Raw genomic sequence first — 25,216 nt, forward strand, 5'->3', positions numbered from 1 at the left:
AATTGCGCCGAATGCAGAAAACACTCAGCCGAACGCTCCAATAGAAAATGACATGGGTAATTGAGGGGTCACCGGCCGTGACCCGGAGCGGGCCGAAGTCCTTAGCCACGACAACGAACCCGGTCAACCGGTAAACAATGCGAAACATATCAGCGTTACGCATCCACGGCCAGAGACCGCGGACCCGCCGTCAATACGCGGCGGCGGACCGCATGTCGCGATTCGAGCACCCGTGCGCGCGGACCGGGACAATCGGGTGGCCCACCCCGGAGGAGACGGACCACCCGATCGCCGTCGCGCGGAGTCGCGTGCGCATCAGTTCCCTTCGCTCATCAGGTCGCCGAGGATCTCCCCCAGGACGTCGGCGCCGTTGCGGGTGAGCACGGACGCCAGGTGGCACTGCACGGAGGCGAAGCCCGGCCCGCGCAGGCCGTGCACCTCGTCGCTGGAGTCCTCGCGGAACACCTCCACGACGCCGTCGCGCGCCTCGCAGGGGAACCGGTCGGCGTCCGACCGGGCCGAGAAGGTGTTGTAGAAGCCGACCAGCTCGGTCCGCCCGAACAGGCCGATCTTGCGCTGAACGCCCTGGTTGGGCTCGTCGCGCCGCCGCACCGGCAGGCCCAGCATGGTGCTGAGCACCTGGTGGCCCAGGCACACGGCGAAGAACGGGGTGCCCCGCTCCAGCAGCGTCGCGACGACGGCCCGCATCGCGGCGATCTTCGGGTCGTGCACCTCGCGGGGGTCGCCGGGGCCGGGCCCGACGATCACCAGGTCGTAGCCGTCGAGCCGGTAGTCGGAGTCGAACCGCGCCACGGTCACGTCGATGCCCAGCGACCCGATCAGGGTCCGGGCCATGTAGGTGAACGTGTCCTCGGCGTCGATCACCAGGATGCGCTTGCCGTCCAGCGCGGGCACCCGCCGGGAGCGGGACTCGGGCCGGGCGAACCAGAACTCCGACAGCGGGAGGTTGCGCTCCGCGAGCGCCTGCCGGACGGCCGGGTGGCCGCTCAGGTCCGGCACCTCGGCCACCGGGGGCAGCGAGGCCCCCCGCAGCGCCGCCAGCAGCCCGGCGGCCTTGGCCCGCGTCTCCTCGGCCTCGGACTCCGGCGACGAGTCGCGCACCAGCGTGGCGCCGACGCCGATCGTCATCCGGCCCTCGGCGGAGATGTCCGCGGTGCGGATCAGGATCGCCGAGTCGAGCGCCTGGGCGCCGTGGGCGTCGCGGCCGATGAGGGCCGCCACCCCCGCGTAGTAGCCGCGGCCCTGCGGCTCGTAGCGGGCGATGACGCGACAGGCGCTCTCCAGCGGGCCGCCGGTGACGGTGGGCGCGAACAGGGTGTCGCGCAGGACCTCCCGCGCGTCGAGGGAGGACCGGCCCTCGATCAGGTACTCGGTGTGGGCGACGCGCGCCATCTGCTTGAGGTGCGGGCCGAGTGCGCGGGCTCCGAGGTCGCAGACCCGGCCCATCATCTTCAGCTCCTCGTCCAGCACCATGTACAGCTCGTTGGCCTCCTTCGTGTCCGACAGGAACTTGAGCACCCCGTCCAGCTCGGGGCCGGTCTCCGGGTAGCGGTAGGTGCCGCTGATGGGGTTCATCACGACGGTGCCCGCGTCGAGGCTCACGTGGCGCTCCGGCGAGGCCCCGACGAACGTGCGGCCGCCGGTGCACACCAGGAACGTCCAGTAGGAGCCCGGATCGCGGCCGAGCAGCCTGCGGAAGAACGTCAGCGCCGTCGTCCGCGACCAGTTGGTGATCTCGGCGGAGAACGAGCGCTTGATCACGAAGTTCGCGCCCGTCCCCTCGCCGATCTCCTCGGTGAGCACCCGGCGGACGACCTCGGCGTACCTCTCGTCGTCGAGGTCGAACTCGCCGGAACCGAGTTCTATCGCGCCGTCCGGTAGTTCCGCGGTGACTTCGTCGAAGGGCAGCACCTCCTGGTCGGTGACGGTGATCGCGATGAGCGGCTCGCCGTCGTCGGGGTAGTGGAATCCGCGTTCGCGGACCTGCCGGAAGGGCAGGAGCACGAGGACGTCGTGCCGGTCCTCGGGTCCGTCCTCCCGCAGGGGGATGTCGGCGATCAGGTCGACCTCGGCCACGTCGCCGAAGAGCAGGTCGACCCGGTCGGGCCCGGCCGAGCCAGGCCGGTGCAGCAGGGCGAACGGCGGCGCGTCCGGCCCCAGGATCCGATCCAGCCAAACAGTCATGGGGGTGTTGGGCGCCTCCCTCCACGGGAGGGGGCGCCCGCTCCTTTCTCGAGACGTGGGCCTGCTCGGCTGGTGTACCTCGGCGCGCTGGAGAAGCGCTTACGCGCCAGGGGATCCGTCAGAACTCGCCGTCCACCATGGAGAGCGCGGTGCGGGTGGACACGGTCACCGAGCAGCGCGACGACGCGTAGTCGAGCGCCATCCGGTGGTACTCCAGGGAGAAGTCCGCGACGGCGTCCGCGACGAGGAACGTCTGGATGTCGTTGGAGAACCCCTCGTGCGCGGTCATCAGGATGCCGACGTGGGCGTAGACGCCGCAGATGACGAGCTGGTCGCGGCCCTGTGCGCGCATCCGCTCCAGCAGGTCGGTGCGGGCGAACGCGCTCGGCCGCCACTTGGTCAGCACGATGTCGTCCGCGTCGGGCGTGAGGCTCGGCAGGATCTGCCGGTGCTCCAGGTCGGTCGACATGCCCGAGCCCCAGAAGTCCTTGAGCAGACCGCGGTCCGCGTCGGACATGCCGCCGGGCTGGGCGGTGTAGGCGACCTGCGCGCCGCGCGCGGTGAAGCGCGCCTTCAGCTCGGCGACGTTGCGCACGAGGTCGCTCATCGGGGCCTGCTCCTGCTGGAACGGGCTGAGGAAGAAGTTCTGCATGTCGTGGATGAGGAGGACCGCGCGGCTGGGGTCGATGGTCCAGCGCGCGATGTTCGCGGGCAGCTCCTGCTCCGTCGGCATGGGGTACGACTCGATCACCGGGATCGCCATGATGTCTCCAGATTCCTTGGTGGGGGTCAGTTCCCGAGTGCCGCGCCGCCGTCGACGGTGAGGTCGTGCAGGGTGATGTGCGCCGCGCGGTCGGACAGCAGGAAGAGCACCGCGTCCGCCACGTGGCCCGGCTGCGCCAGGCGTCCCAGCGGGATGCCGACGCGGTACTGCTCCGGCGTGCCCTCGATCGACGCCTTCAGCGCGTCGCCGTCCGAGTCGGCCCACAGGGAGGTCAGCATCGGCGTGTCCGTGGAGCCGGGGGCGACCACGTTGCACCGGATGCCGTGCCGGGCCAGTTCCAGGCCGAGGCACTTGGTGAAGCTCGCCGCGGCGGCCTTGGAGGCCGCATAGGCCGCCATGTTCCAGCGCGGCGTCTTGGCGGCGTTGGACGCCACCGTGACGATCGCGCCGTGCTTGCGCGGGATCATCCGCCGCGCCACCGCGCGGCTGACGTTGAAGACGCCGGTGGTGTTGACCGCGAACGTGAGGTCCCAGTCCTCCTCCAGCAGGTCGACGGCCTCCGCGGTGCGCAGCACGCCCGCGGCGTTGACCAGGTAGCACACGGGGCCGAGTTCGTCCTCGACCCGCGCGACGACGGCGTTGACCTCCTCGCTCGACGCGACGTTCAGGGTGTAGCCGCGGACCAGGTGCCCCTCCTCGACCAGTCCTTTCACGACGAGGGCCAGGCCCTCGGTGTTGGCGTCCACGGCGGCGACGGCGGTGCCGTCCTCGGCGAGCGCGCGCACCACCGCCTCGCCGATGCCGCCCGCTGCCCCGGTGACCAGGGCGATCCGCTGTCTCATGTCCCCGTACCCCCTCGTCCGGCGGGCCGCCGGGTCCGGGCGGCCACCACCTCCGGGTCGACACCGAGCGCGCGCACGGAGAAGGACCCCAGCGCCTCCAGGTAGTTCGCTTCCAGCTCGCGCTCGTCGAACCCGGTGGCGCGACCGCCCTCCACCAGGACGTTGCCCGCGACGATCACGGTGTCGACGTCGGCGGAGCCGCCCAGCGCGAGGAAGCCCTCGAGCGGGCGCGGGTTGAGCAGGTAGCGCCAGTCGTCGATCCCGACCAGCACGACGTCGGCCTGCTTGCCGACCTCCAGGCTGCCGATGTCGTGCCACTCCAGGCCCTTCGCGGCGATCCGCGTGGCCATGGCCAGCGCGTCGGTCGGCAGCACCTCCGTGGGGTCGGCGTACATCTCGTTGACCACCTGGTAGGTGACCTTCATGGCCTCGACCATGCCGCCCACCGGCAGCGCGGCGCCGTCGGTGGAGAGCGACACGTCCAGGCCCGCCCGGCGGAACTCCGGGATCGCGCGGGTCTCGGTGAGCGTCGACTCCCCCGCGTGGCCGTACTTGGCGGGCGAGAACGACACGTGGACGTTGTTGTCCACCAGCAGCTTCCCCTCGTCCTCGTCCACGAACGCCGTGTGCACGGCCATGAACCGCGGCGAGAGCAGCCCGAGGTCGGCGAACCGGCGGACCGGCGTGGCCCCGTAGTACGCCCGTGAGACCTCGTACTCGTTGCGCAGCGCGCCGACGTGCGTGGCGAACGGCACGTCGTACTTCGCCACGAGCTCGGCGAAGCCCGCGCCCAGCTCGTCGGTCATGTTGACCCCGTAGACCGAGGTCGGCCGGGCCCGCAGCAGGCCGGACGTGTCCGCCGCGACGTGCCGGAGCAGGCCCTCGATCCCTTGCAGGACACCGTCCGCGTCGCGGGTGCGGCGGAACCGCGTCTCGCCGGGGGCGCAGACCGCGTCGCTCGCCCAGGTGCTGACCGAGGCCCGCATCCCGAGGAACTTCGCCGCCCCGGCCAGGGACTCCGGCCGGTTGAACGAGCCGACGTCGCCGAGCGTGGTGACGCCGGTGCGCAGCTGCGTCCACATCGAGTAGCGCGCGATCGCGTCGGCCTCGTCGACGGTCAGCTGGCCGATCTTGTCGGTGAACGAGTCGAACGCCGTCGAGATGGCCTGGAGGTTGCCGCCCAGCGCCATGAACGCGGGCTGGTCGTCGCGGTCGTGCGGGGGTCGGAGCGTCCCCCGGAACGGGAGGCGCATGGCGAACAGGTCGTGCCAGTGGGCGTTGACGAAACCGGGCAGGATCATCTTCCCGGTGGCGTCGACCACCCGGACGCCCTCGGGCGCCTGGACCTCGGCGGCGGGACCGACGGCGGTGATCCTGCCGCCGGAGACGAGCACCGACCCGTTCGGGACGACGGACGCGCCCGCGTCCGCCGGGTAGAGGTACCCGCCGCGGATCAGCAGCTCGGTCATCCGACTGCCCGCCCGGCCTCGTCGAGGTGGGTGGCCCACGCGTCGATGGTCGGCTCGGCCGCGAGCTCGGAGAACTCGACGGCCAGGCCCTCGCGGCGCCAGCGGGTGACCAGCCGCATCATCTCCAGCGAGCCGAGCCCGAGGAAGACCAGGTTGGCGTCGCCGGGGATCTCCGCGGCGGGCGTGCCGACGATCGCGGCGACGACCTCGCGCAGCGAGTCCGCTGTGGACGGTCCCAGTACGTTCTGCGGCATGGCTAGCTCACCCTTTCCTGTGGTTCGGTGAGGTCCACGGGTGCCCAGTCCCGTGAGAGGGCGGGGTCCTTCGCCGCGGCGGCGAGGACCTTCTTGTCGACCTTCCCCAGCGGTGTCAGCGGGAAGGCCGCGACGTACTCCACGCGGTCCGGCAGCTTGTACTCCGCCAGACCCCGCTCGTGCAGCGCGCGCTTCAGCTCGTACAGCGCGGGCTCGCGGCCCTCGTGCACCAGGAACGCGTAGATCCGTTCGCCGAGGAACTCGTCGGGCACCGGCACGACCGCGGCCCTGGACACCGCCGGGTGGGTCACCAGGTGGCCCTCCACCTCGCCCGCGGAGATCTTGTCCCCGCCGCGGATGACGACGTCCTTGATGCGGCCCTCGATGATCAACCGTCCTTCGGCGGTCAGCTGGGCCAGGTCACCGGAGCGGTAGAACCCGTCCTCGGTGAAGGCCTTCTTGTTGTGCTCCTCCGCGCGGTAGTAGCCGTGCAGCGTGTACGGGCCGCGGGTCAGCAGCTCGCCGGTCACGCCCGCGGGCACCTCGTCGTCGTTCTCGTCCACGATGCGGATCTCGTCGGCGGGCGAGATGGGCCGCCCCTGGGTGTGGACGACGGAGTGCTGGTCGTCGTCCGCGCGGGACATGGACAGCAGCCCCTCGGCCATGCCGAACACCTGCTGGAGCCGGGCGCCCAGCTCGGGCTGGATGCGGGCGGCCAGCTCCGGCTGGAGCTTCGCGCCGCCGATCTGCACGACCTTCAGCGTGGACAGGTCCGCCTCGACCCACTCGCGGGACTCCAGCCACAGGTGCGCGACCGTCGGCACGACGGACGTGAACGTGACGCCCTCCCGCTCGATGAGCCGGAAGCAGTCCTCGGCGCCGGGGTCCTCGGCCAGCACGACCGTGCCGCCGGAGACGAACGTGCCGATCACGCCGGGGCAGCCCCAGGTGAAGTTGAACTCCACCGGCAGCGCCGCGAGGTAGACGTCGGCGGCGGTGATGCCGCAGACCTCCGCGACGGCCCTGGTCTGGTAGGCGTAGTCGTCGTGCGTCCGGGGGATCAGCTTCGGCAGCGCGGTCGTCCCGCCGGAGAGCAGGAAGAACGCGACGTCGGACGGGTCGCTCACGGGCAGCGGCACCGGGTCGGCGTCGACCGACGCGAGCGGGATCAGCCGCGCGTCGTCGATGCCGTGGTCCTCGCCGAGCACGAAGACCTGGCGCAAGGTGGGGACCTCGGCGAGCATCTGCTGCGCGAGGATCGTGTGATCGAACCCGCGGTGCACGCCGGGCGTGACGTAGCCGACCGCGCCGGAGAGCGCGAGCAGGTGGCGGATCTCGTTGGAGCGGTGGGAGGCCAGCGAGAACACCGGCTTCGCCCCCACCCGGAACAGCGCGAACGCGACGACCACGAACTCCGGCACGTTCGGCAGCTGGAGCACGATCCGGTCACCGGCGCGGATCCCCTGCTTGCGGAACCCCGCCGCCACGCGGTCGATCCGGTCCGCCAGGTCCGCATAGGACAGTCGGACGTCACCGTGCACCAGGGCGGTGCGGTCCCCGTTGCGCGTGGCCCACGTCCTGGGCAGGCCGCCCAGGTTCTCGCCGCGCCACAGGCCTTCTCGGACGTACCGGGCGGCGAGTTCCGCGGGCCACGTCGTGCATCCGTCCAGCATCTCTACTCCTCGTCGGTTTCGGCTGACGTGGCCCGGTAGGGGGCGACGATCTCCAGGACCGCGCAGCCCGCCTCCATGCCGGGCGCGTTCGCGATCAACATGACGTGGTCGCCGGGGACCACGGCCCCGGTGCGCCACAGGTGTTCCAGCCCGATGAACGGGTCCGCCGCGCCGACGTGGCCGGTCCGGCGGGTGATCTCCCAGCTCCCCCGGTCCGCGTCGATGTCCAGCGCGTCCAGGTAGATCGCGTGCAGCGGGCCGCGGGCGAAGCCCACGTGGCAGACCCGCGCGATCTTCTCCATCCCGATCCCCGCGTCGGCCAGCGCCTTCTCGGCCGCTCCGGCGACGCACTCGCCGAGGTGGCCCATCGGCGGCGCCACGCCCTTGGCCCACTGGTCGCGCCAGTGGTCGCTGCGCTCCTCGAAGTTCAGCGAGACGCCGCGGGTGATGCCGGGTGGGAAGAGGTCCTCCCCGCCGCGGTGCAGTTCCTCCATTCCGGGGTTGCTGTAGGCGGCGACGGACAGGACCTTGGCGAAGCCGCCGCGGCGGGAGACCACCGCGGCCGCGCCGCCGTCGGCGAGCAGGAAGAGCTTCGCGGCCCGCCACCGGTCCACGATCGGGGCGGAGAAGTTGTCGGACGTGGTCAGCAGGACGGCGTCGGCCTCGTGGTCGGCGGTCAGCCGGTGCACGGCCAGTTCCAGGCCGGCGATCATGCCGACGCAGCCCTGGCGCAGTTCGATCGCGGAGATCGGCCGGTTCACCGTCTCCCGCAGCACGTAGTGCGGGGCGGACCAGCCGTCGGGGCCCTGGTGGTACGTGGTGCTGTGCACCAGGGCCCCGAAGTCCTCACCCGGAATCCCGGCCATCGCCAGCGCTTTCCGCGCCGCGTCGACGGCCATGTCCGGTGCGGGGACGTCCCCCGCGACCAGCACGCTCTCGAACCCGGAGGCCGCGCGGTCGGCCTGGTCGTACCAGCCCTCCGCGACCGCGTGCTCGGTCGTCACCGCCGGGGGCAGGTGGGTCCCCACCCCGGCGAGGTAGACGTCGTCGGCCCTCATCCCCCGTTCCCTCCCGTGGCGGGCACCAGGAAGCGGGCGACGCTGTCGAGCTTCTCGCAGGTCTCCTCGTACTCGCGCTCCGGCTCGGACTGGCCGACGATGCCCGCGCCCGCGCGCAGCCACGTGCGGCCGTCCTGGCGGTACGCGGACCGCAGCACCAGCGCCGCGTCCATCTCGCCGGTGAAGTCGACGGTGAGGACCGCGCCGCTGTACAGGCCGCGGGACTCCGCCTCGAAGCTGCGGATCGCGTGGTACGCGGGCGCCTTCGGCACACCGGAGGCGGTGACGGCGGGGAAGACCGCGCCGAACGCGTCCCAGGTGGCGAAGCCGTCGGCCAGCTGACCGGCGACCTTGGAGGCCAGGTGCTGGCAGGTGCCGCGCTCCTTGATGGCCATGAACTCCGGCACCTCGATGGAGCCGGGCTTGCAGACGTCGGTCAGCTCGTCGGTGCCGACCTTGACGGAGATGGCGTGCTCGTAGACCTCCTTGGCCGAGCCGAACAGGTCCTTGCGCAGCTGCTCGTTGACGAGCAGGTCGGGGGTCAGGGCGCGGGTGCCCGCGAGGGGCTGGCTGACGACGTGGCCGTCGGCGGAGACCTTGACGACGATCTCGGGGCTGAAGCCGGTGGCCTCCATGCCGCCCAGGTTCAGCAGGAACGAGCGCGCGGGGTTGTTGCCCTCGCGGCCGGCGCGGTAGGTGGCGACCAGGTCGACGTCGTAGTCCACGTCGACGACGCGGGACAGGATGACCTTGTGCAGGTCGCCGGCGTTGATGGAGTCGACCGCGAGCTGCACGGAGCGCTGGTACTGCTCGACGCCCAGGCCGCGGACGTCCAGCGGCCGCGTGGCGGCGGCGGGGGCGTCGACGCCGGTCCGGATCGCGGTGAGCAGGGCGGCCAGGGTCTCTTGGTCGGAGGCGCGCAGGTGGGCGGCGCCCTCGATGATGCGGACCTCGGCCTTGGGCACGATGAGGTGCAGCAGGCGGTTGTCGCTGACGTGGTCCAGGTTGCCGTCCTTGGCGTAGGACAGCTCGAAGGTGGCCCAGCCGTAGGCGCGCCACGCGGGGACCGTGACCGTGGCGAGCAGCTCGGCGATCTGCTTGAGGGGCTTGCCCGTCCACGGCTGGACGACGTCGTCCGCGCCTTCCTGCTTGAGCACGGCGCCGGTGCGGTCGAGGGTCAGCTCGGAGCGCACGCCACCCGCGTAGGACCAGGTGCCGCCGGTCTCGTACACGACGTAGGACTCGTGCAGGCCGGACGCGGCCAACCTGCTGGCGACCGTGATCGGGTCGACGGAGAGCGGGATCTGCGTTTCGAAGTAGTGCTTCGAGATGGTGGAGCTCATCTGCGGGCGTCCTCTCGGATCTTGGCGGAACTTTCGGCCGGGGCGCGTTACCACCTATTAAGTTACGGAGGTCATCGGCCCACAACAATGGCTCCGCGATAAGGCCTCCTACTCGATTGCGCGTCGGGAACGAGAAAAGCGTTGCAAACACGAAAAGGCCTGCCCCGGACGCGTCCGGGGCAGGCCTTTTCGAGAAGCGCGGGTTATCAGCCCGTCATGGCGGAGATCGCTACCGCCATACCCGCGATGTTGGGCTTGTCGAACAGCTCGAAGAACAGGTCGTCCTGGTCCTTGTCGACCGCGAAGAACTTCCCGATCTGCGCGGTGAGCGACGCCGCCCGCATGGAGTCGCCGCCCAGGTCGAAGAAGTTGTCCAGCACGCCGACCGCGTCCAGGTCGAGCGCCTTCTCCCACAGCTCCTGCAACGAGCGCTCCACGTCGTTGCGGGGCTCCTGGTAGTTGGTGTCGACGTCCGGCCGCGACTTCGGCGGCTCGGGCAGCTTGGTGCGGTCGATCTTGCCGTTCGTCGTCAGCTCGAACACGCCGACCACGTACGCCGAGGGCACCATGAACGTCGGCAGCTTCTGCTGCAACGCCTTCCGGACGTCCCTGACCACCGGCTCCAGCGCGGGTTCGGCCTCGAGGTAGGCGACGAGCCGGGTGTCGCCCTTGTCGTCGGTCTTGGCGAGGACGGCGGCCTGGCCGACGCCGGGGAGCGACGCCAGCACGGCCTCGATCTCGCCCAGGTGCACGCGGTTGCCGCGCACCTTGACCTGGTTGTCGGTCCGACCGACGATCTCGATCCCGCCGTCCGGCCAGTACCGCGCCAGGTCACCGGTGCGGTAGAGGACGGGGTGGCGTTCGGGGTCGATCGGGTTGCGGATCCACTTCTCCGCGGTGGCCTCGGGCTGGTTCAGGTACCCGGCGGACAGGCTGTCGCCCGTGATCGCCAGTTCCCCGACCACCCCCGGCGGGACCGGCTTGAGGTCCTCGCCGAGCACGAACGTCTTGACGTTCTGCGTGGGACGGCCGATCGGCGGCGTGCGCCGGGCCCTCCCGTCCTCACCGAGACTTCGGCCCAGCTCGGTGATGTCGCAGATGGCGACCACGGTGGCCTCCGCGGAACCGTACAAGTTGAGGACCTGGAACGGCAGGGACGCATCCGGCCACGACTGCACACGCTCGCCACAGATCCGGATGTTCTCCAGCGCCGTCTCGGACGGCCAGTCGAGGGTCAGGATCCGCTCGCACACGGCCTTCATCAGCAGCGTGTGGGTGATCCGCTCCGCGACGAACCAGTCCCGCAGCCATTCCGGAGAGGTCACCACCGACGGCTCGGGGATGCGCACAGGCGCACCCGCGGCCAGAACTGAGAAACATTCGACCTCCACCATGCCGTAGCCCGGTGCGGCCAACCACGTTCCGCGCGATTCACTGGTGATGCCGCACAGCGTTCGCATGCTGTAGATGAGGTTCCTGGCCGCCCCGTGCCGCACCAGCACGGCCTTGGGCACACCGGTGGAACCAGAGGTGTAGCAGATGTGGATGAAGTCATCGGCCTCCACACGGACGTCGATCGGGGTGGTGGGTTCGGTCCTCCAGTCGGTTCCGTCGAGCGTGACGATCTTGGTCGTGCCGGACACGACGTGCTCGTGGGCGTTCATGGTCAGCACCACCACGGCGTTGGCGTGCTCGATCATGAAGCGCACGCGGTCGCCGGGGAAGTCGGGGTCGAGCAGGATGGCCGCGGCGCCCAGCTTGAAACAGGCGATCTGGCCGATCAGGCTCTCCGGCCCGCGCGGGAAGCACGTGCCGACGTTGTCGCCGCGCTTCACGCCGAGGGACTGGAGCCGGTGCGCCAGCTGGGTCGACTGCTCGTCCAGCTCGCGGAACGACAGCCTGCCACCGGGCCACACCACCGCGTCCTGGTCCGGCGTGCGCCGGGCGATGGCGGCGATCTCCTCGTGGAAGAACCCGCCGGGCACCTCCTCGTCGGTCTGGTTCCAGGCCACGAGGATGCGGTGCAGGTCCTCCTCGTCGAGCAGCTCGACGTCGGCGACCCGCGTGTCCGGCGAGGCGGCGAGCGCCCGGCCGAGGTGCAGGGCGTACTGGTCGGCCGCGTCCGCGCCGAACTCCACCTGAGCGGTCAGCAGTTCCACCGAGCCCGGTCCGCTGAGGACGGTGAGCGCGGCGAGAGGGGAGTCGCTGACATCGGTGACGACGGCGTGGAAGGCCTTGCCGTCGACCAGTTCCACGGGCGTGGCGTCGATCGCGGTCCGGAGCTGGCCGATGGTCGTCTCGCCGGTGACGGCGACGTGGACGGCTCCGAACGTGCCCCGACCGACGACCACGCTGGTCTCGGCGGTGTAGCGGTGGATCAACGCGGCGAGGGCGGCCACCACGGCGGTGTCCTGGCTCGCTTGCGTCGAGGAGGCGGGGACGTCGACCGGTCGGCGGTGCAGCGCTCCGGTCCGCTCGCCGCCCGCGGGCCGGGCGAGGGGCAGCGAGGTGCTCTTGGTCGTGCTCATGTGCGTCTGGTTCCTTTCCCGGTCAGCCCGCGAGGACGGACGAGTAGGCGGCGCGGCGGGTGTCCACCGCGGTGGCGAGCTGCTCGACCATCCGGACCGTCCCGGCCCAGTCGACGCAGGCGTCGGTGACGCTCTGGCCGTAGGTCAGGTCCTCGGTCTTGCCGATGACGAGCTTCTGGGCGCCCTCGGCGAGGAAGCTCTCCAGCATGATCCCGGCGATGCCGCTCTCGCCGCGGGCCAGGCGCTGCGCGAGGTTCGCGACGACGAGCGGCTGGCGCTTGTGGTCCTTGCCGCTGTTGCCGTGGCTGGCGTCGATGACGAGGCTCCGGTTCAACCCGGCCTGGCTCAACAGGTCCAGGCTCTTGGCGACGTCGATCGGGCCGTAGTTCGGGCCCGCTCCCCCACCGCGGAGGATCACGTGGCCGTCGGGGTTCCCGGTGGTCGTGACGACGCCGGTGCGGCCGTCGTCGGTGATGGCCGGGAACGTGTGCGGCTGGGAGGCGGAGACGATGGCGTCGACGGCGTCCAGGACGTCGCCGCTGGTGGCGTTCTTGAAGCCGATCGGCATGTTCAGGCCGCTGGTGAACTGGCGGTGCGTCTGGCTCTGCACCGTGCGCGCACCTACGCAGCCCCAGGCGACGACGTCGGCGAGGTAGCTGGGGACGGAGGGGTCGAGGAACTCGCAGCCGATCGGCAGGCCGGTGGCGGCGATCTGGGTCATCAGGCCGCGGGTGAGCCGCAGGCCGCTGTTCACGTCGTTGGAGCCGTCGAGGTGGGGGTCGCTGAGAAGTCCTTTCCAGCCGGTGCGGGTGCGGGGCTTCTCGACGTAGACCCTCATGATGATCACGACGTCGTTCTCCACCTCCCTCGCGAGTTTGGCGAGCCGCTCGGCGTAGGTGAGCGCCGCGTCGGGGTCGTGGATCGAGCACGGGCCGGTGATGACGAGGAGTCGGTCGTCCTCGCCGCTGAGCACCTGCTTGATCGTGTCGGAGGCGCGCAGGGCGGTTTCCCTTGCCGCGAGCGGGGCGGGGATCTCGGCGCGGAGCTCCGCGGGCGAGACCAGCGGTTCGACACCGGCGATGCGGGAGTCGATGGTCCGGATGGAGCGCATTGGTCGAGGTCCTTCCTAGGGGGCGGTCAGCACTGCCGCGGAGAACGTGAAACCCATGGCGGTGCCCAGGAGGAGCACCTTCGCTCCGGGCTCCAGCAGGTCGTTTGCCACGAGGTGGCTCAGGGCGTAGATCTGGTCCGCCGGGCCGAGGTGGCCGATGGTCAGACCGGTTTCGAGCAGGGTGTTGCGGGGCGTGAAGCCCAGTGGCCGGATGAAGCTGTCCTTGAACAGCGACCGGCCGACGAAGGGGGTGATGAACCAGTCGACGTCGTCCAGTTCGACCTCGGCCTCGGCCAGCGCCCGCGTCACGACGCTGGCCGTGCCGTCACCGGCCCGCCTGCGCACGTCGCTGAGCGACAGGCCGCCGTGGGCGAGGAACTCCCTCGTCCGCTTGCGCATGTCCGGCTGGCCGACCGGGGCCGCGGTGAACGGCTCGTCGCCGCGGCTCAGGCCCTCCAGCGCGGTGTCGGTCTCCGACACGAGGCTGCGGAGCTGGAGCAGCCCGCTGCCGCGGGTGACCACGGCCGCCGCGCCGCCGTCGCCGAAGACCATGCCGGGCGAGAGGTACCAGCGGTCGACCGGTGCGGCGAACCGGTCGCCGATCGTGATCAGCGCGGTGTCGCGCTGGCCCGCCATCAGCGTGTTCGCCGCCAGCTCCAGGCTGGTCAGCGAACCGTTGGAGGCGGCGGAGATCACCGTCGGCTGGCCCTCCAGCTTGGGGCCGATCAGCTCCTTGGCGATCCAGCTCGCCACGGGCCACATGTCGATGCCCTGGTAGTTGGCGTGGCTGTGCAGGTGCAGGGTGTCCGGCGCGATCTCCACGCCGTTCTCGGCGGCCTCCTTGATCGCCGCCCGTCCCGCGACCACGGCCATCTCCGGCCCCGCCTGGGCGGACTGGGCGACGGAGACCATGCCGGTGGCCTGGGCGACCTCGGCGGAGTAGGACCCGTCCGCGATCGCGTTCTCGATGGGCACCAGGTCACCGAGGGTGCCGCCCGTTCCAGCGATCCAGATGTCATCGAACCGCATCGCAGTGGATCCTTCCGTTTTGTCGGGTTTTTGTTACCGCCTATGACATTACGGTGGTAACCAGGTGGGCAACAATGGTCCGGCGATTAGGCCTGCTTCTCGTTTTGGCCCGGCGAATCGCCGACGCCGGTAACTCACGCGCCGTGCAGCCAGGCGACCTGGTCGTGCAGCTCGGTGGCGCTGAACGCGGACAGCATCGCGTTGCGCTCCACGGCCTTCTCCCCCGCCGGGTGGTACAGCCGCGTGCCCAGTTCACGGGCGACGAGCTGCGTGCGGGCCGTGCGCTCACGGCGTTCGGCGTTGTACTTCTCCAACCGCTGCGGCACCTCGCTCGGGCAGCCGTCGAGCAGCCCGCCGATCACCACGGCGTCCTCCAGCGCCTGGCAGGCGCCCTGGGCCGCGTACTGGAGCATCGGGTGCGCGGCGTCGCCGAGCAGCGCCACGCGGCCGTCGGTCCAGACGTCGATCGGGTCGCGGTCGCACAGGACCCAGCTGCGCCAGTCGTTCCCCAGCTCCAGCAGCCTCCTGGCCGTCTCGCTCAGGCTCGGGAACTGGTCCAGCACGAACGTCTTCTCCACCGGCACGCCGGTGAGCTCCTGCCGGGCGTCGTCGTCACGGGTGGCCGCGAGGTTGAGGAACTCCCCGCCGCCGATGGGGTAGTGCACGAAGTGCCACTTGGGGCCCGCCCACAGCGTGACCGTGTTGGAGCGCAGGTCGTGCGGGACCAGGTCCATCGGGATCACGCTGCGGTAGATGGAGTGCCCGGAGATCCGCGGCCCGCCGTCGCCGACGAGCTGCCCGCGGATGCCGCTGCGGATGCCGTCGGCGCCGATCAGCGCCACGCCCCGGAACGCCTCGCCGTTCGCCGTGTGGGCCGTGACCACGTCCGCGGTCTGGCTGTAGCGCACGACCGGGGTGGCCGCGTGCAGCACGACGTTCTCGTTGGCGCGGCAGGCTTCCAGCAGCGTCTGGTAGAGGTCGCCGCGGTGCACCACCGCGTAGGGGTTGCCGAACCTGGTCCGGTAGGCGCCGGTCAGCGGCATGCCCGCGACCCGTTCGCCGGTCGTGCCGTCCATGAACCGCAGCTCGTCGATGAACACGGCGCGCTCGCGCGCCCTGTCCCCGACGCCGAGCCGGTCCAGGGCGCGGAAGGCGTTGGGCCCCAACTGGATGCCCGCGCCGATCTCCGCGAACTGCCGGGCGCGCTCCAGCACGACCGCCCGATGTCCCTGCTCGGCGATGCTCAGCGCCGTCGCGAGACCGCCGATGCCGCCACCGACGATGAGTATGTCCGCCATGTCTCCGTCGTCCTTCGCCTCATGCCGCTCGGTCTTCCATCAGGCGCAGTGCGCGCCTGTGGGCCAGTTCCGCCTGGTTGCGCGCGTCGGCCGCGTCCGAGCCGCCGTCGGCGGCGATCACCTCGAACAGCGCGGCCTTGCGCAGGTACCAGGCCGCGACCGCGGCCGGAGGCGAGTGCAGGCCCGGCTGGGTGAACAGGAGCTCTCCGAATTCCCGCAATATCTGGTGGTGGCTCATACCGCCCTCCTCGACTTCGGCCGTGGTTACTACCTAAAACGGTACGGTGGTAACACGACCGGGACAACGGCCGGGCGATAAGCGCTGCTACTCGTTGGGACCGTTGACACGCAAGGGGAAGTGGTATTTCGGACCGGGCACAGTGGACGGACGCCGCACGAGAACCCCCGGACACGCCGAAACGCGCCAGGACCGGCTCAGCGGCCGCTCCAAGCGCTTCCGGACACGCCGAAAGGGCTGGCTCCGGCGTGTGCCGGAACCAGCCCTTGGGTGGTGCGGGTGTGACTAGGCGCCCGCCACCGGTGCCGGCTTGGACTCCTTGACCGGCTCGGCGTTCACCAGGGGACCGGCCTTGGCCTTCGGCAGGACGATCGCGGCGATGACCACCACGACGGCCGAGATGACCGTGGAGAACCAGAACGCGGTCTGGAAGCCCTCGGCGGTGATGCCGTTGCCGGAGCCGCTGGCGAGCGTCGCCAGTGCCACCGCGATGCCGAGCAGGAGCCCGACGCCGAGCTGGCGGTTGGAGTTGTACAGACCGGACGCGAGGCCCATCTGCTGCGGCTTGACGCCGGTCATCGCGGCGGCGGCCGTGCTGATCATCATGACCGTGACGCCGACGCCCAGCAGGATGCCGCCCGGCAGGACGTTGACGACGAACGAGCCGTCGGCGCCCGCGAAGGCCAGCCACGCGGAACCGGCCGTGAGGAACAGACCGCCGAAGATCAGCAGCGGCCGCGGGCCGATGGACGCCGTGGACTTCGCCACCGGGAGGGAGGCGAACACGACGACCAGCGCCTGCGGGAAGAACGCGAGGCCCGTGAGGATCGCGTTGAACCCGAGGATGTGCTGCATGTACAGCGTGATGAAGAAGGTGGAGCAGGACATCACGCCACCGGACAGGAACGCCACCAGGTTGCCGCCCGACACCGCGCGGTTGCGGAAGATCGAGAGCGGGACCAGCGGCGAGGCCACCTTGGTCTGCACGACCAGGAACACGCCGAGCAGGACGACGCCGCCGACGAGCGGGATCAGGACGCTGGTGGCGCCCCAGCCCTGGTCGGAGGCCAGCGTCAGCGCGTAGGCGATGGAGCACATGCTCGCGGTCACCAGGATGGCGCCGGGCACGTCGATCTTGACGGTGCGGGTCTGCTTGCTGTCGTCGTCCAGGCGCACCGCGGCGCGCCAGACCATCGCGATGCCGACCGGGATGTTGACGAGCATGACGGCCCGCCAGTCGAACAGCTGCGTGAGCACGCCACCGGCGAGCACACCGCCCGCGAAGCCGACCGAGGACACGGCGCCGAACACGCCCATGGCCTTGGCGCGCTCCTTGCCCTCCGGGTACCCGGCGCCGATCATCGCCAGCACGGCGGGGGCGACGGCCGCGGCCGAGAAGCCCTGGAGCGCGCGGGCGGCGATCAGCACGATCGGGGTGGTGGCGATGCCGCCGATGAGCGAGGCGAGGGTGAAGATCCCCAGGCCCCACACGAACATGCGCTTGCGACCGATGATGTCGCCGACGCGTCCGCCCAGCAGCAGGAAGCCGCCGTAGAACAGCGCGTACGCGCCGACGACCCACGGCAGCGCGCCGTTGCTGAACTGGAGGTCGCTCTTGATCCACGGCAGGGCGACGTTGACGATCGCGAAGTCCAGCGTGAGCATGAACTGGGCGAGGCACAGCAGGAGCAGCGGAGGCCGCTTCGTAACCTGAGTGTCCATGTTCCTTTCTCCTGTCTCCTCGTGCGCCTGGCAGAGCAGTGCGCACTTAGGACAAATCCTGACCAAACCTGGGGGCGAGAACGGCTCGCGTAGGTGACCCGTCAGCCCTGATGTCGCGTCTCCTCTCTGCTACCGACCCCCCGACGCTGGGCAGGCCAGGAACTGGCCGGGCGACTCGGCGTGACGCGGCGAGCGGCCCGACGGGACGTGGAGTGCGGCCCCGGTTTCCCGGCGCCTTCGCTCCAGCTGGACGGCGTGGAGACGTACGCGGTCGGCGGAGACCGTCGAGAACCCGACACCGGTACCGAGTCCCCGAACGAACACCGCGTTCGTCCGAGGGGTCCTCGTGTCTTCCTCAACGGTCATGGGTCCACTGAACTGCGTCTTCGTCGCGTTTGACTCGACGATCGGGCTGACCGTCGCAGGGCGGTCTCGTGAAATCGTCACTCCCGGCGAACGGGTTTGACCAGTAACATGGCCGGGGTGAAGAAACAACCAGGAGACAGGGAAGAGGCGCCCGGCGGACTCGCGCTGGTGCAGTCCTTCGTCAACAGCGTCAACGTCGAGTTCGGGCCGGACGAGTTCGCCACCGCCGACGGGCTCGGCGAGTGGTTGGGGCGCAACGGTTTCGCGAGCGCGAACCCCGACGACCTCGACCGCCAGGACGCCGTGGCGCTGCGCGAGTCGCTGCGCGCGCTGCTGCGGGAGAACAACGGCGGGAAGCCGGACCCCGAGGCGCACCGGACGTTCGAGCACATCGCCCGCGACTGCCCGCTGGTCGTGAAGTTCACCGAGGACAGCGGTCCCGGACTGGCCCCGGCGCAGAGCGACGTGCGCGGCGCGCTGGGCATCGTGCTGGCGTCCGTGGTGGGAGCCGTCACCGACGGCTCCTGGCAGCGCCTCAAGGCGTGCCAGGAGCACCGGTGCGAGTGGGCCTTCTACGACCGCTCCCGCAACCGGGCGAGCCGCTGGTGCTCGATGGCGGTCTGCGGGACACGGGCGAAGATGCGCGTCTACCGGCAGGCGAAGCGCGAACAAGGCTGACACTGCCGAACTCCCCTCGACGCCGACATACCGATTCCCGACCGATTCCCGGTGGAAATCCAGTATGTGGTTGGCGGACTAACCCAACCAGGGCGTCAATCATCAAAAGCACGTGCATATTTCATGCCGCAATAGCTGATGAATTCAGCAATCGGACGTCACGGCGCGAACTTCTTCCCGAACAGGTGACGCGACACGACGAGCTTCGTCGCGGCGGCCGTCCCGTCGGCCAACTGGAGCCCGATCACGTCGCGCAGCCGCTGCGCGATCGGACCGTCCTCGGCCCAGCCGAAGTGCCCCATGACGAGCAGGGCCTGGTGCACGGCCTCCATGGCGGCCTTGGGAGCCCACCACTTGGCCATGTTCGACGGCAGCCGCGGGTCGAGACCCTCGTCCGCCTTGGTCAGCCCCTGGAACGACAGCAGGCGGGCCGCGTGCATGAACGTGGCGTGCTCCACCAAGGGGAACGCGACGCTCTGGAACTTCGACAGAGCCTGGCCGAACGCCTCCCGCTTGGAGGCGTGGGCGATGGCCTCGTCGATCGCGACCCGGCCCAGCGCGATGGCCATCAGGGCGATCAGCGCGCGGGAGAACCCGAAGCCGCGCATGACCTCCACGAACCCGACGCCGAGCCCGCCGACCACGTCCTCCGGCCCGACGCGCAGGCCGTCGAACACCAGGTTGCCTCGGCCACCGGCCCGACAGCCCAGGTCGCTGAGCCGCTCCTTGGTGACGTGCTCGTCGTCCAGGCCCACGTAGAACGCCGTGACGCCGTGCGCGCCGGGCCCGCCGGTGCGGGCGAACACCAGGCCGTGCGTGGAGTACGCGGTGGCCATGATGGACGCCTTCACGCCGCTGAGCACCCACCCGTCGCCGTCCGGCTCGGCGGTCATCACGATGTTCGCCGCGTCCGTGCCGTGGTCCGGCTCGGTGAGGCACACGGCGACGACGGCCTCGCCGGAGGCGATGGGCGGCAGCCAGCGGTCGAGCTGCTCGGGGGTGCCGTTGGCGGCCAGCACACCGGCCACCAGCGCCGCGTTGAGCACCGGGAAGCAGACCGTGAGGTCGGCCGCCGCCAGCTCCTCCAGCGCGATCCCGGCGCTCACCGCGTCGAGCTCCAGACCGCCGTACGCGGCGGGCACCCGCAGGCCGAACAACCCCTCCGCGGCGATGTCCGCGAGCTGGCCCTCGCGGTAGGCGCCCCGCACGTCGTTCTCGTGGCGGAACGGTGCGATCTTCTCGGCCGCGAAGTCCGCGACGCTCTTGGCGAACGCCTTCTGCTCGGCGGTGAACTCGAAATCCATTACCCCTCCTACTGGGCCCGGATCTGGTCGCGCAGGGCGAATTTCTGGATCTTTCCGGACGGTGTCCTCGGCAACGCGGAAGCGAATTCCAGGCGCTCGGGCCAGTAGTGCTTCGCCATGCCGAGGCCGTCCAGGTGGGACTGGACGTCGTCCATCGTCAACGTGATCCCGCCGGTCACCAGGACCGCGCACGCGCGCTCGCCGAGGCGCTCGTCCGGGTAGCCGACGACGGCCACGTCCCGCACGGCCTCGTGCCGCAGCAGCGCCGCCTCGACCTCGACGGCCGGGATGTTCTCCGCGCCGCGCATGATGAGGTCCTTGACGCGCCCGGTGATCCGGATGCCGCCGTGGCCGTCGTCGCGGGCGAGGTCGCCGGTGTCGAACCAGCCGTCGTCGGTCACGCACTTCGCGTAGACGTCCTCACGACGGTAGTAACCGAGCGCCTGCGCGGATCCCCGCACCTGCAACAGCCCGGCCTGTCCACTCCGGACCGGGCCGCCGAAGTCGCGGTCGACGATCCGGACCTCCATGCCCGCCACGGCGGTCCCGTCGCTCTCGGCCGCCCGCATCACGGGCTCCTCGGGACGGGTGATCGTGACGCAGCCGTTCTCGGTCATGCCCCACAGCGCGTAGAGCCTGCACCCGAGGACGTCCCGCGCCTGCTCGACCAGCAGCGGCGCGATGGGCGCGCTGCCGGTGGCGAACGTGTGCAGCGCGGACAGGTCGTACGGGGTCTCCTTCTGCCAGTTGATGAGGTCCGACAGGAACGGCGGCGCGCCCATGAAGAACGTGACCCGCTGCTCCTGGAGGATCTTCAGCATCACCCGCGCGTCCCAGTGGTCGACGTGCACCGAGGTGGCGCCGAGCAGCAGCGGCATCACGAGGTTCCACGTGTAGCCGGCCTGGTGGGTCGTGGGCGACCCCATCGCCGTCACCTCGGAGGCGGAGAGGTGCAGCACGTCGGCCTGGGCCTTGTTCATGGAGTACAGCGTGTTGTGGCTGTGCACGACGCCCTTGGGCTCGCCGGTCGTGCCGGAGGTGAACATCACCTGGGCGAGGTCGTCCGGACCGGCCTCGACGGCCCCGTCCAGGCTCGACTCGCGCTCCAGCAGCTCCCGGTCGAAGTCCAGCGCGCCGTCGGAACCGTCGCCGCCGAGCAGGATCCGGTGCCGCAGCGTGGGAACGGCCGCGGCGACCTCGGCGCTCATCTCGGCGTAGTCGAACTTCCGGAAGGTGGCCGCGGCGATGTACACCGGGCTCCCGGTGAGGCTGGTGGTGAACTCGACCTCGCGCCGCCGCATGATGGGGACGACGGGGCCGGCGACGGCGCCGATCCTGGCGCAGGCCAGGATCAGCGCCACCAGCTGCCAGTTGTTGGGGAGCTGCAACGTGACCACGTCCCCGTGGCGCACGCCCAGCCGGTGCAGGTTGCCCGCGATCCGCTCGACCTTGTCGCCGAGTTCGCGGTAGGTGAGCGAGACCGGGCCGAACGTGCCGGTCTCACTGCCCTGGTAGCAGACCAGGGCGGTCTTGTCCGGCGTGGCGGCGACCGCACGCCGGAGGTCGTCGAGGATCGTCTCGTCGCGCCACCACCCCGCAGACCTGTAGACGTCGTTCACTGGTCTCAACCCCTCAAGCTCGTCTTGGCCCGTTCGGCGATGGCGGCCGCCGTGACGCCCGCCCGTCCGAGCAGGTAGCTCTGCGAGCCGGACACCCCGACGAAGCGGTCGGGCAGCCCCAGCCGGTGGACCCGGACGGGCAGCAGTTCGGTGAGCGCCTCGGCCACGGCGGCGCCGAAGCCGCCGGTGCGCCAGTGCTCCTCGACGGTGATCACCGTTCCGGTGAAGCCCGCGGCGGCCGCGAGGGTCGCGGTGTCCAGCGGCTTGACGGTGTGCACGTGCAGCACCGTGGCCTCGATCCCCTGCGCCTCCAGGAGTTCCGCCGCCTCGATGGCGGCGAGCACCGGGTAGGAGCCGCAGGCGGCGATCGTGATGTCGGTGCCCTGCCGCAACACCTGGGCCTGGCCGAGCTTCACCGGCGGGCCGGCGGGCAGGTCGGGCGTGGCGTTGCGGCCGAGCCGGAGGTACACCGGTCCGGGCAGCGCGAGCGCCTGGCGCACCAGGGAGTCCGTCGTCGCCGCGTCCGCGGGGACGATCACGGTCATGTTCGGCAGCGTCCGCATCACGGCCAGGTCCTCCAGCGCGTGGTGCGTGGGGCCGAGGTGCCCCGCCGACACCCCGGAGTGGGTGGCGGCGATGCGGACGGGCAGGTTGTTGTAGGCGATGTCGATCTTGACGGCCTCGACCGCCCGCGAGCAGGCGAACGCCGCCATCGTGTTCACGAACGGGAGGCGGCCCTCCTTCGCCAGCCCGGCGGCCGCACCCATCAGCGTGTGCTCGGCGATGCCGATGTTGACGTACCGGTTGCTCGCGGCGCCGAAGTCGACGCCGCTGAACAACCCCGTGTCGGTGTCGAGGCAGATCATCCGCTCGTCACGGGGCAGCAGCTCGGCGACGATGTCGCGGTATACCTCCCTCGACGACAGAACTTTCACCGCAGCGGTCATGACCGCCGTCCCTTCTCCAGCGCGGCCAGCGCCAAGCGGCGCTGCCGGTCGCCCAACTTCGCGTAGTGGCTGCGGGTCTGGTTCTCCACCATCGGCAGGCCCTTGCCCTTGACGGTGCGGGCGATGACCACGGTGGGCCTGCCCTCCTCGGGCTGCGCCGACAGCGCGTCGGTCAGCTGGTCGACGTCGTGACCGTCCACTTCGAACACCCGCCAGCCGAAGGCGCGCCAGCGGTCGCCGAGCGGTTCGAGGTCGTTGACCTCGTGGGTGCCGCCGGTGATCTGCAGGCCGTTGCGGTCGATCACCGCGATCAGGTTGTCGAGCTTCTGCGACGCCGCCACCGAGGCGGCCTCCCAGACCGAGCCCTCCTGGAGCTCGCCGTCGCCCATCACCACGAACGTGCGGCGGTCGCTCTCGTCCAGCCTGGTGGCGAGCGCGTAGCCGATGCCCAGCGCCAGGCCGTGGCCGAGGGAACCGGTCGGCATCTCGACGCCCGGCAGCTCGGTGTTCGGGTGCGCCATCAGCGCGCCGCCCTGCAGGCCGTAGTCCGCCAGCACCGACGCCGGGAAGAACCCCGCCTCGCAGAGGGTGGCGTAGAGACCGATCCCGCCGTGCCCCTTGCTGAGCAGCAGCACGTCGCGGTCGGGTGACGCCGGGAACTGCGGGTCGACCAGCATGACGCGGAAGTAGAGGGTGGCGAGGATCTCGACGAGCGACATCGAGCCACCCACGTGTCCGCCTTCGGGACCGGCGCACATGTTCACGACGTGTTCCCTGATCCGGGCGGTGACCTCGCCGAGGTCGGCGAGCTCCGGTCCGGAGGTCGTGTCGGGCAGCGCGACCGTGCTGCTGCTCATGCCTTTTGTCCTTTCGCCCTGTGTCGATCTCGGGGGATCAGTTCGGGTGCAAGCCGGTGAACTCGAGGCCGTGGCGCTCCGGCAGGCCGTAGCGGACGTTCATGCACTGCACGGCGTTGCCCGCGCCGCCCTTGACGAGGTTGTCCAGCGCCGAGATCACCGTGACGTGCGGCGAGCCCGCGTCGAGCGCGAAGCCGACGTCGCAGAAGTTGGAGCCGGACAGGATCTTCGCGTCGGGGAAGCGGTGCATGCCGCGCCGCTGCGCGACCACGCGGACGAACGGCTCGCCGCCGTAGGCCTGGCGGTAGGCGGAGCGGATGGACTTCTCGTCGGCGCCGTCGGCGAGCCGCGCCCGGCAGAGGAGCTGGACGCCGCGCACCGCCTCGACACCCGTGGCCGTCATGCGGATCGGCAGGCCGGTCGCCTGCGAGATCTCCGCCTCGTGCCGGTGCCGGGTGGGGGCGAAGACGCGCAGCGCCCCGCTCCGCTCGGCGTGCAGGTTCTCCGCGCCCGCCTTCGCGCCGGACCCGCTGGAGCCGGTGCGGGCGTCGACCGTGACCTCGCCGGTGATGAGACCGGCCTTGGCCAACGGGGTCAGCGACAGGATGCCCGCGCTGGCCATGCAGCCCGGCACGCTGATCCGGTCCGCCGTGCGCAGCGCGTCGCGGTGCAGCTCGGGCAGGCCGGTGACGAACGTGTCGAGCAGTTCGGGCGCCGTGTGCGGCACGCCGTAGTAGCTCTCGTAGGTGTCGACGTCGCCGAGGCGGAAGTCGCCGGACAGGTCGATGACGGTCTTCGCCAGGTTCAGGAACTCCGGCATCCGCGCCATGGTCTCGCGGTGCGGGGTGGCGAGGAACAGCACGTCGTAGTGGTCGAGCTGGTCCTCGGGGCTGAAGGTGAGCCGGGTGCGGCCCCGCAGGTTGGGGTGCACGCCGTCGATCTGGCGGCCGTGCAGGCTGCGGGACGTGGCCGCGGCCAGCTCGACCTCGGGGTGGGACAGGAGCACGCGGAGCAGTTCGCCGCCGATGTAGCCCGCGGCGCCGAGGACGGCCACCCTGATCATGACGCGGCCCTCGCGAGCAGCAGGTCCACGATCCGGTCCGCCACGTCGACCTCGGGGTGGGCGCTCTGGAAGCCCCTGAACTCCACCCGGTCGTTGACTTCCAGCACGGTAAGGCGTCCTTCCTCGTCCTCGATCAGGTCGACCCCGGCGATGTCGGCGCCGACCGCGGCGGCCGCCCTGGTCGCGAGGTCCGTGATCTCGTCCGTGAGCGGGCACAGCTCGCTCACCGCGCCGCGGGCGACGTTCGTGCGCCACTCGTCGCCCCGGCGGTGCGTCGCGCCGAGCGGTTCCCCGCCGACGACGACCACGCGGATGTCGCGGTCCGCCTTCCCCACCAGCGCCTGGAGGTACACGATGTGCGCCTGCGGCGAGGGGAGGGCCTCGATGTGCTCGAGGACGGCGGTGGCCACCTCGCGGTCGGTGACCTTGGTGACCAGCCGTCCCCACGAGCCGACCAGCGGCTTGATGACGGCCGGGTAGCCGAGCTCGTCCAACGCCTTGAGCGCGGCGTCGGACGTCAGGGCCAGCGAGGTGGCGGGCGTCGGCAGCCCGGCCTTCAGCAGGGCTGCCGACGTGTGCCACTTGTCGCCGCTCACGTGCGTCGCCGCGGCGGTGTTCAGCACCGTCACGCCGACGCATTCCAACGCGCTCGCCGCGTAAAGGGCGCGGTAATGGCCGACCTCGCGGTTGATGACGAAGTCCGGCCCGGTCCAGGTCGTGCCGCCCGCGACGGACAACGTCCTGGGGTCCAGGTGCTCGAACACGCCTCCGCGCTTCTCCAGCGCGGTCATGATGCTTTTCTCCTCGAAGCGCACTCGGGAAGCGAGAATGCCGAGGCGGGGAGCTACCGAATTCATCGTCATGCGTCCCTTGCTCGTTGGGAGGGTG

The 25,216-nt window shown here is 70.8% G+C and carries 21 protein-coding genes; 1 reads left to right on the plus strand and 20 read right to left on the minus strand.

The window, feature by feature from the left end; translation table 11 throughout:
- Positions 1-315: 315 nt before the first annotated feature.
- The 14 genes from ACFWW9_RS03250 to ACFWW9_RS03315 form a co-directional block, all read right to left on the minus strand.
- The gene (locus tag ACFWW9_RS03250; protein WP_390370864.1) at positions 316-2,205 is read right to left on the minus strand and encodes an anthranilate synthase family protein; all 1,890 of its coding nucleotides are present in this window, start codon (positions 2,203-2,205) and stop codon (positions 316-318) included.
- A gap of 118 nt (positions 2,206-2,323) precedes the next feature.
- A complete protein-coding gene (locus ACFWW9_RS03255; RefSeq protein WP_390370866.1) occupies positions 2,324-2,968 on the minus strand; it encodes an isochorismatase family protein in 645 nt (214 codons plus the stop codon).
- A gap of 26 nt (positions 2,969-2,994) precedes the next feature.
- Positions 2,995-3,771 (minus strand): 2,3-dihydro-2,3-dihydroxybenzoate dehydrogenase, encoded by a 777-nt coding sequence (locus ACFWW9_RS03260; protein ID WP_390370868.1) that lies wholly within the window; start codon positions 3,769-3,771, stop codon positions 2,995-2,997.
- Positions 3,768-5,240, minus strand: coding sequence for an amidohydrolase family protein (locus ACFWW9_RS03265; RefSeq protein ID WP_390370869.1), 1,473 nt, complete (start codon positions 5,238-5,240; stop codon positions 3,768-3,770). The genes ACFWW9_RS03260 and ACFWW9_RS03265 overlap by 4 nt, the downstream gene beginning before the upstream one ends.
- The gene (locus tag ACFWW9_RS03270; protein ID WP_390370871.1) at positions 5,237-5,494 is read right to left on the minus strand and encodes a phosphopantetheine-binding protein; all 258 of its coding nucleotides are present in this window, start codon (positions 5,492-5,494) and stop codon (positions 5,237-5,239) included. Before ACFWW9_RS03270 ends, ACFWW9_RS03265 begins: the two co-directional genes overlap by 4 nt.
- A gap of 2 nt (positions 5,495-5,496) precedes the next feature.
- Positions 5,497-7,167 (minus strand): (2,3-dihydroxybenzoyl)adenylate synthase, encoded by a 1,671-nt coding sequence (locus tag ACFWW9_RS03275; protein ID WP_390370872.1) that lies wholly within the window; start codon positions 7,165-7,167, stop codon positions 5,497-5,499.
- 2 nt (positions 7,168-7,169) lie between these two features.
- Positions 7,170-8,225 (minus strand): ketoacyl-ACP synthase III family protein, encoded by a 1,056-nt coding sequence (locus tag ACFWW9_RS03280; protein WP_390370873.1) that lies wholly within the window; start codon positions 8,223-8,225, stop codon positions 7,170-7,172.
- Entirely contained in the window at positions 8,222-9,568 is a 1,347-nt protein-coding gene (locus tag ACFWW9_RS03285; RefSeq protein WP_390370874.1) for a salicylate synthase, read from the minus strand. Before ACFWW9_RS03285 ends, ACFWW9_RS03280 begins: the two co-directional genes overlap by 4 nt.
- Positions 9,569-9,774: 206 nt before the next feature.
- Positions 9,775-12,096 carry an amino acid adenylation domain-containing protein gene (locus ACFWW9_RS03290; RefSeq protein ID WP_390370875.1) on the minus strand — a complete coding sequence of 774 codons (2,322 nt, stop codon included), beginning with the start codon at positions 12,094-12,096 and terminating at the stop codon, positions 9,775-9,777.
- A 22-nt stretch (positions 12,097-12,118) separates the two neighbouring features.
- Complete coding sequence (locus ACFWW9_RS03295) at positions 12,119-13,207, minus strand: 3-deoxy-7-phosphoheptulonate synthase (protein WP_390370877.1); 1,089 nt, start codon at positions 13,205-13,207, stop codon at positions 12,119-12,121.
- Positions 13,208-13,222: 15 nt separating this feature from the next.
- Positions 13,223-14,236 (minus strand): ketoacyl-ACP synthase III family protein, encoded by a 1,014-nt coding sequence (locus ACFWW9_RS03300; RefSeq protein WP_390370879.1) that lies wholly within the window; start codon positions 14,234-14,236, stop codon positions 13,223-13,225.
- Positions 14,237-14,370: 134 nt separating this feature from the next.
- Positions 14,371-15,534: a 3-hydroxybenzoate 6-monooxygenase gene (locus tag ACFWW9_RS03305; protein ID WP_390370881.1), complete on the minus strand. Its 1,164-nt coding sequence runs from the start codon at positions 15,532-15,534 to the stop codon at positions 14,371-14,373.
- Positions 15,535-15,553: 19 nt separating this feature from the next.
- A complete protein-coding gene (locus tag ACFWW9_RS03310; RefSeq protein WP_390370883.1) occupies positions 15,554-15,772 on the minus strand; it encodes a hypothetical protein in 219 nt (72 codons plus the stop codon).
- 285 nt (positions 15,773-16,057) lie between these two features.
- On the minus strand, positions 16,058-17,494 hold the full coding sequence (locus ACFWW9_RS03315) for an MFS transporter (RefSeq protein WP_390370884.1): 1,437 nt from the start codon (positions 17,492-17,494) through the stop codon (positions 16,058-16,060).
- Positions 17,495-17,977: 483 nt separating this feature from the next.
- Between ACFWW9_RS03315 and ACFWW9_RS03320 the strand changes: the two genes are divergently transcribed.
- Complete coding sequence (locus tag ACFWW9_RS03320; protein ID WP_390370886.1) at positions 17,978-18,538, plus strand: CGNR zinc finger domain-containing protein; 561 nt, start codon at positions 17,978-17,980, stop codon at positions 18,536-18,538.
- 158 nt (positions 18,539-18,696) lie between these two features.
- Here ACFWW9_RS03320 and ACFWW9_RS03325 read toward each other — a convergent pair whose 3' ends face one another.
- The 6 genes from ACFWW9_RS03325 to ACFWW9_RS03350 are packed head-to-tail and all read right to left on the minus strand — an operon-like array spanning position 18,697 to position 25,191.
- Positions 18,697-19,842 (minus strand): acyl-CoA dehydrogenase family protein, encoded by a 1,146-nt coding sequence (locus ACFWW9_RS03325; protein WP_390370888.1) that lies wholly within the window; start codon positions 19,840-19,842, stop codon positions 18,697-18,699.
- An 8-nt stretch (positions 19,843-19,850) separates the two neighbouring features.
- Positions 19,851-21,461 (minus strand): AMP-binding protein, encoded by a 1,611-nt coding sequence (locus tag ACFWW9_RS03330; protein ID WP_390370890.1) that lies wholly within the window; start codon positions 21,459-21,461, stop codon positions 19,851-19,853.
- Between the two features lie 5 nt (positions 21,462-21,466).
- Positions 21,467-22,408: a transketolase family protein gene (locus tag ACFWW9_RS03335; RefSeq protein ID WP_390370892.1), complete on the minus strand. Its 942-nt coding sequence runs from the start codon at positions 22,406-22,408 to the stop codon at positions 21,467-21,469.
- Positions 22,405-23,265: a transketolase gene (locus ACFWW9_RS03340; RefSeq protein WP_390370894.1), complete on the minus strand. Its 861-nt coding sequence runs from the start codon at positions 23,263-23,265 to the stop codon at positions 22,405-22,407. Before ACFWW9_RS03340 ends, ACFWW9_RS03335 begins: the two co-directional genes overlap by 4 nt.
- Before the next feature lie 37 nt (positions 23,266-23,302).
- Positions 23,303-24,328, minus strand: a complete 1,026-nt coding sequence (argC, locus tag ACFWW9_RS03345; RefSeq protein ID WP_390370896.1) for an N-acetyl-gamma-glutamyl-phosphate reductase — start codon at positions 24,326-24,328, stop codon at positions 23,303-23,305.
- Positions 24,325-25,191, minus strand: coding sequence for a RimK family alpha-L-glutamate ligase (locus tag ACFWW9_RS03350; RefSeq protein ID WP_390370898.1), 867 nt, complete (start codon positions 25,189-25,191; stop codon positions 24,325-24,327). Before ACFWW9_RS03350 ends, argC begins: the two co-directional genes overlap by 4 nt.
- Positions 25,192-25,216: the final 25 nt, after the last annotated feature.

The sequence above is a fragment of the Umezawaea sp. NPDC059074 genome (assembly GCF_042738955.1).
Classification (GTDB): Bacteria; Actinomycetota; Actinomycetes; order Mycobacteriales; family Pseudonocardiaceae; genus Umezawaea.